This window comes from Bradyrhizobium sp. SZCCT0153 (assembly GCF_018129995.1).
Taxonomy (GTDB): Bacteria; Pseudomonadota; Alphaproteobacteria; order Rhizobiales; family Xanthobacteraceae; genus Bradyrhizobium; species Bradyrhizobium japonicum_G.
The window spans coordinates 416531-428858 of sequence record NZ_JAFCKS010000005.1 but is presented as its reverse complement, the minus strand read 5'-3'; the positions used below and the strand labels follow the sequence as shown (position 1 = coordinate 428858).

The following is a 12328-nucleotide window of genomic DNA, read 5'->3' as shown; positions in this document are numbered from 1 at the left end:
AATGTCAAACTGGTACAGCGAAAGCTCGCCGCTGGAGCGGCGCACGTTCTGGGCAAGCTTTGGCGGCTGGGCGCTGGATGCGCTCGACGTCCAGATGTTCGGCCTCGCCATTCCCGCGCTGATCGCGGCGTTCGGCATCAGCAAGGCCGATGCGGGCCTGCTCGGCTCGGTCACGCTGTTCTTCGGCGCGTTCGGCGGCTGGCTCGGCGGCGCACTCGGCGACCGCTTCGGCCGCGTCAAGGCGCTCCAGATCACGGTTCTGACCTTTGCGCTCGCGACCTTCGCCTGCGCGTTCGCGATGACCTACACCCAGCTGCTGGTCCTGAAGGCGATCCAGGGGCTCGGCTTCGGCGCCGAATGGGCCTGCGGCGCCGTGCTGATGGCCGAGATCATCCGCCCCGAGCATCGCGGCAAGGCGCTGGGCTCGGTGCAGAGCGCGTGGGCGGTCGGCTGGGGCGCGGCGGTGCTGCTGTCGGCGCTGGCCTTCACTTATGCGCCGGCCGACATCGGCTGGCGGCTGCTGTTCGCGCTGGGACTCTTGCCCGCGCTCCTCATCATCTTCATCCGTCGCGGCTTGAAGGAGCCGCCACGTGCCGTCGCAGCCGACAAAACGCCGTTCTTCGCCACGCTGTCGGGTATCTTCCACCGCGACGTCCTGCGCGCGACGCTGATCGGCGGATTGTTCGGCATCGGTGCCCATGGCGGCTACGCTGCGCTTACCACCTTCCTGCCGACTTACTTGCGCGAGGTGCGGCATCTGTCGGTGCTGGGCTCCAGCGGCTATCTCGCCGTCATCATCGTCGCTTTCTTCTGCGGCTGCGTCACCAGCGGAATCGTCAGCGATCGGATCGGCCGCAGGGCCAATGTCGCCTTGTTCGCCAGCGCCTGCATCGTCACCGTGCTGGTCTATATCTTCGCGCCGCTGACCAACGGCGAGATGCTGGTGCTCGGATTTCCGCTCGGCTTCTTCTCGGCCGGAATCCCGGCGAGCATGGCCGCGCTGTTCAGCGAGCTCTATCCTGCCGGCGTGCGCGGCACCGGCGTCGGCTTCTGCTACAATTTCGGCCGCATCGTTTCCGCCGCGTTCCCGTTCCTGGTCGGCTTCCTCAGCGACCGTATCGGGCTCGGGCCGGCGATCGGCATCGATGCGGCGTTCGCCTATTCGCTGGTGTTGATCGCGGTGGTCCTGCTGCCCGAGACCCGCGGCAAGGTCTTTGAACAGACCGCCGCGACGCGCGCCTGACGCGGAATGGGGAGGATCTGCCATGGCACTCGGCCAGCGCCACCTCACGCGCCGCCGGTTTGCCGCGGGCCTCGCATCGCTCGTGACGATGGCCGCGACCACACCCAGGAGTAAGGCGGCCTTGCCGACGATCGATACCCACGCCCATGCCTTCCATCGCGGCCTCAAGCTCGCGCCGGGCCGGCGCTATGCGCCTGACTACGACGCGCCGCTCGCGCTTTATCTGGAGCAGCTCGACCGCAACGGCATGACCCATGGCGTGCTGGTGCAGCCGAGCTTTCTCGGTACCGACAATTCCTACCTGGTCGAATGTCTGAAACAGGCGGGGGGCCGCCTGCGCGCCATCGCCGTGATCGATCCCACGATCACCGCGGACGAACTGCGCGCGCTCGACCGCGCCGGCGTGGTCGGCATCCGTCTCAATCTCGTCGGCCAGCCCCTGCCGGATTTAGGCGCTGCCGAATGGAAGGCGCTGCTGGCAGAGGTGAAAACCATGGGCTGGCAGGTCGAAATCCAGCGCAATGCCACCGATCTCGCCGTGCTCGCGCCGCAGCTTCTCGATCGCGGCGTCTCCGTCGTGCTCGATCACTATGCGCTGCCCGATCCGAAGCTCGGCGTCGACGATTCCGGCTTTCGCTCGGTGCTGAAGCTCGGTGCGACGCGGAACGTCTGGGTCAAGATTTCCGCGCCGTATCGCAACGGCGCGGCCGGCGAAGACCTTGCGAAGGCGGCCTATCCGCTGCTGCGCGACGCTTACGGACCTGATCGCCTGTTGTGGGGCAGCGACTGGCCGCACACGCAGTTCGAGGCGTCGCAGGCTTACGCGAATAACCGGCAATTTCTCGACGCGCTGATCGCCGATCAAAGCGAGCGCGCGCAAGTGCTGGCGTCGCCGCGTCCGCTCTTCCGCTTCTGAATTTCGCTTTGCGCGATTGCTCCGATTGCTCCGAATTTTGGGGCATGACGAGCGATGTCGACGGCCTGTAGAGTGCCGGCGATGCGGCGCGCTCGTGGCCGCGACTTGTGTGAAGAGGAAGCGAACGATGCAGCGCCGCTACATCACCGTCGACGTGTTCACCGACCGCGCTTTCGGCGGCAACCAGCTCGCCGTCGTGCTCGATGCCGGCGGGCTTTCGACCGCGCAGATGCAGGCGATCGCGATCGAGTTCAACTATTCCGAGACCACCTTCGTGCTGCCGCCGCGCGACAAGGCCAATGACGCCGAGGTGCGCATCTTCACGCCGGTGAGGGAGCTGCCCTTCGCCGGCCATCCCAATGTCGGTACTGCCTTCGTGCTGGCGAGCCTCGCGAAAGAACCGAAGCCGCGCCTGCTGTTCGAGGAGAAGGCCGGGCTCGTGCCGGTCGATATCGTGAGGGTGCAGGGCCGGGTGGTCAGCACGGAGCTGACGGCGCCCCAGCAATTGTCGCGGCTTGCGCAGCTTTCCACCGCCGAGGTCGCGGCCTGCATCTCCCTGACTGCGGAGGACATCGTGACCGACCACCACGCGCCGCAGGTCGTCGGCGTCGGAACGCCTTTCGTGGTGGCGGAAGTGCGCTCTCGCGATGCCGTGCGACGCGCAAAGCCCGATGCGACCGCTTTCGGCAGGGTATTGCCGCGGGACGGCGCCTTCTCGGTCTATTTCTACACGCGCGACGTGCCTTCGGTGGAGGCGCCATGCGAGCGCCAGGCGCGGATGTTCTTCCCCGGCGCCAGCGGCTTGATCGAGGATCCCGCCACCGGCAGCGCCACGGTCGCCGCCGCCGCGCTGTTCGCCGAGCTCGATCCCACGCGCGATGGCGAATTGAAGCTGACGGTCGGCCAGGGCTTCGACATGGGCCGGCCGAGCCTGCTGCTGACCCGCGCGCGCAAACAGGACGGCAAGATCGTCTCGGCCCATGTCGGCGGCAGCTGCGTGCAGATGATGGAGGGGACGTTCAATCTGGCGGGGGAAGGGTAGGCTAGACCTGCCGCCCAGCAAGATTCCTCACCGCCACGCCATCGCGCTCCTCGATGACCTCCGCGATCATCTGGCGGTGGCAGTGGGTGTGGTCGCGCTCGTAGCAGAGCAGGCAGACGGGACCGGCCTGCTTCACCAGCGCCGAGAGTTCGTCCATCTCTTCTTTGGCCTGCGGCGTCTTCAGGTGCCGTGCGTAGATCTTCTCCAGCACGTCGTATTGCCCGCTGCGCGCGGCGAGACGACCTTCCTTCGGCGTGCCGAGCGCGGCGAGATGGACATAGGCGATGCCGCGCTCGTCGAGTCCGGCGGATAGCTGCTTCTTGGAAAAGCCCGGCCGCCGCGACGACGTCACCGCGCGCACGTCGACCACGAGCTTGACGCCGGCCTGCTCCAGTTCGTCCAGCACCGCCTTGGGCGGCGTCTGCTCGTAGCCGATGGTGAAGAGCTTCTTCGCCTTTGCCATGAGCGACCCTCAGCTCACCCGTGCGATCAGTTCCATGGCGCCGGCCGGCGCCCGCACCTTGCCCTCGTGGATGACATACGCGAACACGTCGCGCGGCTCCTTCTTCGGCTTGGTCTTGTCAACCTTCGGAAGATCGTCGGGTTCACTGCCCGAGGCCCAGTCCTGAAAGCGTCGGGCCCAGGCATCCAGCTGCTTCGGCGGATAGCAGGTCTTGATCTCGTCATCGCCCTTCTGCAGTCGGGCATAGACGAAATCGCCGGCGACGTCGGCGATCGCCGGATATTTGCCGTGCTCGGCGAACACGACCGGCGTCTCGAATTCGCGGATCAGCGCGACGAAGTCCGGCGTGCAAAAACTGTCGTGGCGAACCTCGACGACATGGCGCAGCGCGCGGCCGTCGAGCTTGCGCGGCAACAGCTCGAGGAACTTGCCGAAATCGGCGCCGTCGAACTTTTTCGTCGGCGCGAACTGCCACAGCGCCGGCCCGAGATGATCGCCGAGTTCCAGCACGCCGGAATCATAGAACCGCTTGATGGAATCCCCGGCCTCGGCGAGCACGCGGCGGTTGGTGGCGAAGCGCGGCCCCTTCACCGAGAACACGAAACCATCAGGCACCTCGCTCGCCCATTTGCGAAAGCTCTCCGGCTTCTGCGAGCCATAGTAGGTGCCGTTGATCTCGATCGAGGTCAGCTTCGAGGCGGCGTAGGACAGCTCCTTCGCCTGCGTCAGCTTCTCCGGATAGAACACGCCGCGCCAGGGCTCGAACGTCCAGCCGCCGATGCCGATGAAGATGTTGCCGGATTTTTTGGACGCGGTTTTTGCTTTGGCCACGGGGAATCTCGCATCGACGAGGAGGGGAGGCCCTGATCCTAATCAAACCAGTTGTGATTGGCCAGTTGCGACGTCCCGTCTAAGCTCGCAGGCGGGACCCGCGAAAAAGGAGAACAAGATGCGGATGGTGATGCTGGGAGCGGCGCTCTTCATGATGACATCTGCTGCCATGACCTCTTCAGTCATGGCGGATGACGACGATTCCAAGGGCGCGCAGAAGCTCGCCATGCAGGGCCGCGACGATTACTGGCATTGCCTGGCGCGGGAATATTCGCGCGACAGCAATCAGGGTCTGTCGGAACAGGACTTCGGCCGCTCGGTCGCGGGCGCCTGTCCCTCGGAGCGACAATATTACCGGGTGGCGTTGCTCGATTATCTCACCACGCAATATCCGGCCATCGATGCCGACGCCCATCTCGCGACTGCGAACAGGGCGGTGGAGTCGGCGCAGAAGGACATCGTGACGGCTTTCGTCAAGCACAGGCCGCCACAGAAATAGCCCCCGTTGACCGTTGCGGTTCGGCAGGCCCTTCCGGCTCCGCGCTCATCCGTGATATCAATGGGCGCAACGGGAACAGGGATGGGCTTCGATGTCGTCTGAGTCGGTGGGTGGCATTTTGGGGGCGATCGTCGCGGCGATCGTGCTTGCGGTCGCCGTCGTCTTCGGGCCGATCGGCCAGTACGGCAAGCCGCCCAAGCCCGCGAAGGTCGAGCCGGCGCCCGCTGCGGTGCCCGCAGCCCCGGCGCCCCGAGGGCCGGTGATCAAGGAAGTCCCGAACCAATAGGGGCTGAAAAGGCGTCTTTCGCCCCTTGCGATGCGGCTTTGTCGTTCCTATCTAACTTTTAACGGCGACGTTGAGCAAAAAACTCCGGCGCTGGGACGACCTTGGAATAGATGGCCTGCGCCGGATGTACGCGCGGTCCGCCGTTCCGGGGTCGTTGGCATTTTAGGGCCCCTTTGGGCCGTTCCCCGCCCCCGAATCGTCGGCACAAGATCCTGGCTGCGCAAGAACTTGGCAGCGCAGCACGCGACGGATATACGCTGCCGTCATGAATGAAGCGATCAGACCGGGCTCCGACAACCCGCCGCAGGCCCCGCAGGCGGCGTCCCCGTCGGCGGAACTGTCGGTCGTCGTCCCGACCTTCAATGAGCGTGACAATGTCACGGTGCTGTACCGGCGGCTGGAGGCGGCGCTGGCCGGCACAGCCTGGGAGGTCGTCTTCGTCGACGACAATTCGCCGGACGGCACCTGGGACGTCGTGCGCGCGCTGGCCCAGCGCGACAGCCGCGTGCGCTGTGTCCGTCGCATCGGCCGCCGCGGCCTGTCCGGCGCCTGTATCGAGGGCATCCTGGCCTCCAGTGCGCCCTATGCGGCCGTGATCGACGCCGACCTCCAGCATGACGAGACGCAGCTGCCGAAAATGCTCTCGCTGCTCGCAAGCGGGCAGGCCGACCTCGTCGTCGGCAGCCGTTACATCGAGGGCTACAAGAGCGAAGGCTTCAACAAGCAGCGCGCCGGCGCCAGCGCGCTGGCGACCGAGGTCGCCAAGAAGATGCTGCGGGTCGAGATCGCCGATCCCATGAGCGGCTTCTTCATGGTTCGCCGCGATCGTTTCGAGCAGCTCGCGCCGAAGCTTTCCGTGCACGGCTTCAAGATCCTGCTCGACTTGGTCGCGAGTGCGCATGGCAGCCTGCGCGCCGTCGAAATCCCCTATACGTTCGGCGAACGCCAGCACGGCGAAAGCAAGCTCGATTCCATGGTCGCGCTGGATTTTCTCGGTCTGGTGCTGGCGAAGTTCACCAACGATGCCGTCTCGCTGCGCTTCCTGCTGTTCGCGATGGTCGGCAGCATCGGCCTCGTGGTGCATCTGACGACGCTCTTCATCGCGCTTCAGCTGTTCAAGGCGCCGTTCGCGGAGGCGCAGGCCGCCGGCGCCGTCGTCGCCATGACCAGCAATTTCGTTCTCAACAACTTTCTCACCTATCGCGACCAGCGGCTGAAGGGCTTTGCGCTGCTGGGCGGCCTGATTGCCTTCTACATCGTGTGCAGCGTCGGCCTGCTCGCCAATGTCGGCGTCGCCTTCTCTGTCTACGACCAGGAGCCGATCTGGTGGCTGGCCGGCATGGCCGGTGCGCTGATGGGCGTGGTGTGGAACTACGCGATGTCCGGACTGTTCGTCTGGCGCAAGAAATAACCCACGATGGGCGGGGCTGACGCGCGGATCGTCCGCAACACCGCGCTGGTGATTGTTGCTCTCGTGGTGCTGCGGCTGGTCGCGGCCGCGTTCACGCCGATCACCTTCGACGAAGCCTATTACTGGATGTGGTCGAAGCATCTGGCGGGCGGTTATTACGACCACCCGCCGATGGTCGCCTACGTCATCCGCGCCGGCACCATGATCGCCGGCGACACCGAGTTCGGCGTCCGCCTGGTCTCGATCCTGCTCGCGCTGCCGATGAGCTATGCGGTCTATCGCTCCGCGGCGATCCTGTTCGGCGGCGCGCGCGTGGCGGCGACCAGCGCCATCCTGCTCAATGTCACGATGATGGCCTCGGTCGGCACGCTGATCGTCACGCCCGACGCGCCGCTGCTCGTTGCCTCCAGCTTCGTGCTGTTCTTGCTCGCAAAAGTGCTGGAGACCGGCCGCGGCGTCTGGTGGCTCGCGGTCGGCGCGGCCGTCGGTGCGGCGCTGCTGTCGAAATACACTGCGATGTTCTTCGGCCCGGCGATCCTGATCTGGCTCGCGGCCGTGCCGAAACTGCGGCGCTGGTTTCTCTCGCCCTGGCCATATCTCGGCGGCCTCGTTGCGCTCGCGCTGTTCGCGCCGGTGATCCTCTGGAATGCCGATCATCAATGGGTTTCGTTCGCAAAGCAGCTCGGGCGGGCAAGGATCGAGGACTTCCGTCCGGTCTTCATCGCCGAACTGGTGCCGACCCAGATCGCGTTCGCAACGCCGCTGGTCTTCATCCTCGGCGCGATGGGGCTGCACGCGCTGACCTGGCGCCGCGCCGGCGCGCTGGCCTCGCGCGTGCTGATCGAGACGATGTTCTGGACCATCGTCGCCTATTTCATCTGGCATTCGCTGCATGCGCGCGTCGAGGCCAACTGGTTCGCGCCGGTCTATCCGCCCTTCGTGGTCGCCGCGGCGGCTGCCGCCAATCTCGTGCAGTGGAAGCCGCGCCAGCGGCGCCTCGCTGACTTCTGCCTGCGCTGGGCCGCGCCGGTCGGCATCGTGATGTTCGCAGCGCTGATCGTGCAGGCCAACACCGGCTGGCTGTCCGGGTACCGCCGCGATGCGACCGTGCGCAGCGTCGGCGTCGGCTGGCGCGAGCTCGCCGCGGAGATCGAAGCGGTCCGCGCGCGCAACGGTGCGACCTGCGTACTTGCGCCGGATTACGGCACCACCGGCTGGCTCGCTTTCTATCTGCCGCGCGGCACCTGCGTGGTGCAGCAGAACCAGCGCATCCGCTGGGTCAACATGCCCGAGCCAGATCCAAAGCTGCTTGCGGGCAAGCTGCTCTATGTCGACGAGCTGCGCAGCGACGGCGGTCCCGCCGTCCACGACCTCTTTGCGAAGGTGACGCGAATCGCACAATTGCAGCGCAAGCGCGGGCCGCTGGTGGTCGAGACCTACGGCATCGATCTGCTCGAACATCCCAACGGCGACGTCCTCGACCGCTCGCCGCCGCCGGAAGCGCGGTAGTTCTTCGTTGTTCCAGCGAACGCGTGCGTTCGCTGGAACGGCAGCGACTATTGGGCGGGCAGCCGCGGCTAGGGCGTGTACTCACAAGCAAGGACGCCGCTTGATGTCTGCTATGCCCCTGACAACGGCGGGAAAGCGGGCATAGCGGGACTTCCGCGTTGGGCCAATCAGCAGAAGTCGCCCTGTGCAACCGAGTCCTACACACTCGCGTTCGGTCTCCGCTCAACGAATATGTTGGAGATGCATTCGAGAACGGTTTCGCGCTTTTTGTTGCGCAAGATATTTCGGTTTCGAACGATCCCTCGATCAGGTCTGGATTTCGATTCGCGTATCTCCAGAACCGTCATTTCCAAATCGAGCTCATCACCCGGGCGCACCGGGTTCGGCAGTTTTACCTCGTCCCAACCCAATCCCATGAGCACTTGAAAATGCGGTTGAAGCTGACCAGTCAAAAGGATGTAAATCGCAAAGGTATGTGAACCTGATGCAGTCAGCCCTCCGAAGGCTGAGCGCGCGGCGACTTCTTCGTCGACGTGACGGGGTATCGGATCATATTCCTTCGCAAATCGGATAATACCCTCCTTCGAGACCAGATAGGGCCCAGCCGTGCTGCGGCCTCCGATCTGCAGTTCTTCGAAATAGAGGTTGGCCATCGATGCCTCCACCGGCTGTGGTCAACAGACAATACCAGAAGGGGTCAAGGCAGAAATGGACGATTTGATAGATGTCCGTTGCGGGTCAGAGTGATGAGTCTGGGCGTTCAACCGGCAGATCGGCTTTGCCCCCAACTGCGGACGTGGCCTTGCACCGCGCAAACTTGACGGTTCGTGCCAGAAGGGGACGTGGTGATATTGATCGGCACTGGATATAGTGGCCGAAAGTCAGCCGTTTCATGCCGTCCCCTTCGTTAAACCGCGTGGAGGATTGACCCGATGACCAGCGGATATTTTGAAGATTTCGAAGTCGGCGATAGCCGCAAGGCTGGTCCCTATTTAGTCTCCAAGGCTGAAATCATTCAGTTCGCCAAGCAGTACGACCCCCGGCCTTTCCATATCGATGAGGAAGCTGCCACTCGTTCCGTCTTTGGAGGACTGTCGGCATCTGCCGCCCACACGTTCGCGATCTTCATCTTTCTAACCGACAAAGGGCAGCCTCCGCTCCGTGCACTTGCCGGACTGGGCTGGGAAGAGCTGAGGCTGCCGAATGCGGTACGCCCGGGCGACGAACTCGACTATGAGTCGACTGTCCTAGAGAAGCGCGAGTCGAAGTCGAGACCCGATACGGGAATCCTTCGCGTCCAAGTCCACCTGCACAACCAAAGACGAGAGTCGGTGCTGCAGTGCGTCGGCAGTGTTCTCGTCGCAAGGCGACCGGATGCAAAAGCATCGACGTAGCTGTGAGGTGGATGCGCTCGGTTGGTTTTCCGATCCGATGTCTGTTCCAGGTCACAAGCGCCGATAACGCCGAGAGCGGGAGACTTCCGTTTTTGAGGCAAGGGCCGACGTTGATGAGTAGACGTCTTAGTCGATCATCTCGGCCTTGGTCGCGGCCTGGCTTGGCCTGTTCCGGTCACGCCAGAACCAGACGGTCACGACGCCGGAGCGGCCGCGGACCTGCGTGAGCAGCGGGCCCGACAGGACGCCGTCGGGCGCGCCGTGGAAGTCGGCCGTATCCAGCAGCGTATCGCTGAGCGCGAGCCGCGCGCCGTTCTGGACGGCGACCTCCATCAACCGGCTCGCGACGTTGACGGTGTCACCCGTCGCCGTGATGTGCTGATGGCTTTCGCCGAGGCGGGAGGCGACGATCGGACCGAAATGCGCGCCGATCTTGAAACCGAGCTGATCCCTGACCGCAGACGGCAGCGACACGATCCAGCGCTCGACGCCGCGATGCAGGTCGATCGCGCATTTCAGCGCGCGTGCGGCGTCATCGGGCATCGCGCCGGGCAGGCCGAACAGGATCATGGCTCCGTCGCCGAGAAAGCCGGTGATCATGCCGCCGCAATCGACCGCGACCTTGTCGATCAGGGCGTGAAACGCCTTCAGGACGTCCTGGAGTTGGTTTGGATCGATCCGCTCGCTGAGCGCCGTGAAGCCGGAGAGGTCGATGAAGACGATTGCGGCATCTTGCCGGACGGGCTTGGACAGGAAATTCGGATCACGCGCCAGCCACTCCTGCACCGCCGGCGCCTGGAATTGCGCGAGCGACCGGCTCTTGTCTGCGAAATATTGCGTGCGGCGGCCTCCCGCCCACAACTGCACGCCGGCAAAGACCGCAACCGGCGGCAATGCTGCAGCGAGCGTGGTCGCACCGTTCAGCCAGATGCCGTGCGTGAACGCGAACAGATTGAACCCGGCCCAGGCGATCATCACCGCCGCCGCGGCCATGATACCGAGCGCGCTGCGCCGCCAGGCGAGCAGGCCCACCAGCAGCATCGGCAACAGGATCGCGATGAGCGCGTCGGCGATGTGGACCTTGCGGTCGCGCACGATGCTGTCGCCGGCGACGAGATGGGTGATCGCGGTCGAGACCACCTCGACGCCGGGCATCAGGGAATCGAACGGCGTCGGATAAAAGTCGCCGCCGCCCGCGACCGAGGCGCCGATCACGACGATCCGGTTCTCGATCGCCGCACGATTGAGCGTGCCGTCGAAGATGCTCTGCGCGCTGACGGTGCGGATGGTGCGGCGCGGGCCGTAATAGGTGATCGGCAGCGCGAAGTCGGTATCGGTGGGCACCGCGCGGTCGCCGAGCATCAGGTGATCCGGCGCGATCGTCAGTGGCTTGTCGAGCGCGCGCGCCGCGACCCGCAACGGGAATGACAGCTCGAGCTTGTCGCGTGTCCGGAACAGCATCGGCACCGAGAGCGGCGAGCCCGATTGTCCGGTTGCCACGTTGACGACGCCGACCTCGGCATGGTCGGCGAAGGCCTGCAGGGGCAGCAGGAAGCGCTCGGCCTGCGGCAGGGCGGCGAGGGCGCCCTGGCTGCCGGGCTCTATCGTTTCGCTGGCCGACGGGAAAATCGCCGCGGCGGCGAGGACCATGGGGCCGGTGGCGAGCGTGTTGGCGAGCGTGGCGTCGCCGATCGCGGCGCTGCGGTCGACCAGCAGCAGGTCGATCGCGACGACCTTCGGCTTGAATTGCACGATGGTGTCGACGACGCGGGCGAGATCGGCGCGCGGCAGCGGATAGCTGCCGCCGCGCTTCACGACGGTGTCGTCGATCGCGACGATGGTGACGAGATCGGGCGGAGCCTGCACGCCGCGGACCTGCGTCCGCCAATCAGTCAGTGCTGCCTCGAGGCGATCGAGAAAGCGCAGATGGCCGTTGGCGTGGCCGGCATAAATGCCCGCGCCCCACAGCGCGGTGAGGACGAGTGCCACCAGGATCTGAACGCGTCGGCTACTCATGCGGTCGTTTTGCAATCTCTTCTATCGTCCAAATGCTCGTCCGGGCCTTATTGACCCCGCCTGACTGGCCTGGTCTTACTGGCCCAGTCTTACCGGCCAAGTTTTACTGGCCCAGTCTTGCCATCAGCGCGTCGACGCGCGGCTGGCCCCATGTCTTGACGGTCAGCGGGCCGGCTGCCTCGACATCGACGCCTTCGCCGGGGCCCAAAACGACGCCGCGTCCACGAGCCCTGCGGCTCACCCCGACGCGGCCGTCGGCGACGAACACGGACGTCTTGGCCTCCGCGACATCGATCGCCCATTTCGTGCCGCGCACCGCGGCGATCGCTTGCGGCGTCAGGACCTTGAAGCGGTTGCCGCCGGGCTTCTTGGGCACCTCGACCAGCAGCGCTCTGCTGCTCAACTCCACGGAGTCTATATGTCCGTCGCGGTTGGCGTCCTTAAGTTCAAATCTGGCGCCGCTTTCGGCAACGATCGTGATGCCGTTGTCGCAGCGCCAGGTCTGCGTTCCGGCGGCAGACGGCGACGCCGTGCAGCCAACATTGGCTGCAGGCTGGGCAATCGCATGTCCGATCAACAGAAACGACCCCGCCAGAGCGAGAAACCCTGCGCGCGCGAACTCTCTCATGCCAGCCTCCGTTAGCGTGCCCGGCACAGTTCAAGGCGATGTTGATACGGTACCGTATCACACGCAGAGGCTGCTGAACAGTGCCGCTTC

At 65.0% G+C, this 12328-nt stretch carries 13 protein-coding genes; 8 read left to right on the top strand and 5 right to left on the bottom strand.

What is annotated here, in order from left to right; all coding sequences use genetic code 11:
- Position 1: 1 nt before the first annotated feature.
- From JQ572_RS23425 to JQ572_RS23415, 3 genes are all read left to right on the top strand, one after another.
- Positions 2 to 1243 (top strand): MFS transporter, encoded by a 1242-nt coding sequence (locus tag JQ572_RS23425; RefSeq protein WP_211385179.1) that lies wholly within the window; start codon positions 2 to 4, stop codon positions 1241 to 1243.
- 22 nt (positions 1244 to 1265) lie between these two features.
- Positions 1266 to 2159: an amidohydrolase family protein gene (locus JQ572_RS23420; RefSeq protein WP_211385178.1), complete on the top strand. Its 894-nt coding sequence runs from the start codon at positions 1266 to 1268 to the stop codon at positions 2157 to 2159.
- Positions 2160 to 2286: 127 nt separating this feature from the next.
- Positions 2287 to 3201: a PhzF family phenazine biosynthesis protein gene (locus JQ572_RS23415; protein ID WP_211385177.1), complete on the top strand. Its 915-nt coding sequence runs from the start codon at positions 2287 to 2289 to the stop codon at positions 3199 to 3201.
- A 1-nt stretch (position 3202) separates the two neighbouring features.
- Here the strand turns inward: JQ572_RS23415 and JQ572_RS23410 are convergent, their stop codons facing one another.
- Together JQ572_RS23410 and JQ572_RS23405 are read right to left on the bottom strand one after the other, a co-directional pair.
- Positions 3203 to 3664 (bottom strand): DUF488 domain-containing protein, encoded by a 462-nt coding sequence (locus JQ572_RS23410; protein WP_211385176.1) that lies wholly within the window; start codon positions 3662 to 3664, stop codon positions 3203 to 3205.
- A gap of 9 nt (positions 3665 to 3673) precedes the next feature.
- Entirely contained in the window at positions 3674 to 4495 is an 822-nt protein-coding gene (locus JQ572_RS23405; RefSeq protein ID WP_211385175.1) for a DUF72 domain-containing protein, read from the bottom strand.
- 118 nt (positions 4496 to 4613) lie between these two features.
- Here JQ572_RS23405 and JQ572_RS23400 point away from each other — a divergent pair, with 118 nt between their 5' ends.
- From JQ572_RS23400 to JQ572_RS23385, 4 genes are all read left to right on the top strand, one after another.
- On the top strand, positions 4614 to 4994 hold the full coding sequence (locus tag JQ572_RS23400) for a hypothetical protein (RefSeq protein ID WP_211385174.1): 381 nt from the start codon (positions 4614 to 4616) through the stop codon (positions 4992 to 4994).
- Positions 4995 to 5085: 91 nt separating this feature from the next.
- The gene (locus JQ572_RS23395) at positions 5086 to 5280 is read left to right on the top strand and encodes a hypothetical protein (RefSeq protein WP_211385173.1); all 195 of its coding nucleotides are present in this window, start codon (positions 5086 to 5088) and stop codon (positions 5278 to 5280) included.
- Between the two features lie 265 nt (positions 5281 to 5545).
- Positions 5546 to 6691 (top strand): glycosyltransferase family 2 protein, encoded by a 1146-nt coding sequence (locus tag JQ572_RS23390; protein WP_211385172.1) that lies wholly within the window; start codon positions 5546 to 5548, stop codon positions 6689 to 6691.
- A gap of 6 nt (positions 6692 to 6697) precedes the next feature.
- Positions 6698 to 8200: a glycosyltransferase family 39 protein gene (locus JQ572_RS23385; protein ID WP_211385171.1), complete on the top strand. Its 1503-nt coding sequence runs from the start codon at positions 6698 to 6700 to the stop codon at positions 8198 to 8200.
- A gap of 197 nt (positions 8201 to 8397) precedes the next feature.
- Here JQ572_RS23385 and JQ572_RS23380 read toward each other — a convergent pair whose 3' ends face one another.
- Entirely contained in the window at positions 8398 to 8853 is a 456-nt protein-coding gene (locus JQ572_RS23380; RefSeq protein WP_211385170.1) for a MaoC/PaaZ C-terminal domain-containing protein, read from the bottom strand.
- A 279-nt stretch (positions 8854 to 9132) separates the two neighbouring features.
- On the opposite strand from JQ572_RS23380, the gene JQ572_RS23375 reads away from it, so the two are divergent.
- Entirely contained in the window at positions 9133 to 9594 is a 462-nt protein-coding gene (locus tag JQ572_RS23375; protein ID WP_211385169.1) for a MaoC/PaaZ C-terminal domain-containing protein, read from the top strand.
- A 126-nt stretch (positions 9595 to 9720) separates the two neighbouring features.
- On the opposite strand, the gene JQ572_RS23370 is transcribed toward JQ572_RS23375, so the two are convergent.
- Together JQ572_RS23370 and JQ572_RS23365 are read right to left on the bottom strand one after the other, a co-directional pair.
- The gene (locus JQ572_RS23370) at positions 9721 to 11610 is read right to left on the bottom strand and encodes a CHASE2 domain-containing protein (RefSeq protein ID WP_211385168.1); all 1890 of its coding nucleotides are present in this window, start codon (positions 11608 to 11610) and stop codon (positions 9721 to 9723) included.
- Between the two features lie 103 nt (positions 11611 to 11713).
- Entirely contained in the window at positions 11714 to 12238 is a 525-nt protein-coding gene (locus JQ572_RS23365) for a FecR domain-containing protein (RefSeq protein ID WP_211385167.1), read from the bottom strand.
- Positions 12239 to 12328: the final 90 nt, after the last annotated feature.

Coding starts and splice junctions, on each gene's coding strand:
- JQ572_RS23425 (WP_211385179.1), top strand. CDS start 2: ATGTCAAACTGGTACAGCGAAAGCTCGCCGCTGGAGCGGCGCACGTTC.
- JQ572_RS23420 (WP_211385178.1), top strand. CDS start 1,266: ATGGCACTCGGCCAGCGCCACCTCACGCGCCGCCGGTTTGCCGCGGGC.
- JQ572_RS23415 (WP_211385177.1), top strand. CDS start 2,287: ATGCAGCGCCGCTACATCACCGTCGACGTGTTCACCGACCGCGCTTTC.
- JQ572_RS23410 (WP_211385176.1), bottom strand. CDS start 3,664: ATGGCAAAGGCGAAGAAGCTCTTCACCATCGGCTACGAGCAGACGCCG.
- JQ572_RS23400 (WP_211385174.1), top strand. CDS start 4,614: ATGCGGATGGTGATGCTGGGAGCGGCGCTCTTCATGATGACATCTGCT.
- JQ572_RS23395 (WP_211385173.1), top strand. CDS start 5,086: ATGTCGTCTGAGTCGGTGGGTGGCATTTTGGGGGCGATCGTCGCGGCG.
- JQ572_RS23390 (WP_211385172.1), top strand. CDS start 5,546: ATGAATGAAGCGATCAGACCGGGCTCCGACAACCCGCCGCAGGCCCCG.
- JQ572_RS23385 (WP_211385171.1), top strand. CDS start 6,698: ATGGGCGGGGCTGACGCGCGGATCGTCCGCAACACCGCGCTGGTGATT.
- JQ572_RS23380 (WP_211385170.1), bottom strand. CDS start 8,853: ATGGCCAACCTCTATTTCGAAGAACTGCAGATCGGAGGCCGCAGCACG.
- JQ572_RS23375 (WP_211385169.1), top strand. CDS start 9,133: ATGACCAGCGGATATTTTGAAGATTTCGAAGTCGGCGATAGCCGCAAG.
- JQ572_RS23370 (WP_211385168.1), bottom strand. CDS start 11,610: ATGAGTAGCCGACGCGTTCAGATCCTGGTGGCACTCGTCCTCACCGCG.
- JQ572_RS23365 (WP_211385167.1), bottom strand. CDS start 12,238: ATGAGAGAGTTCGCGCGCGCAGGGTTTCTCGCTCTGGCGGGGTCGTTT.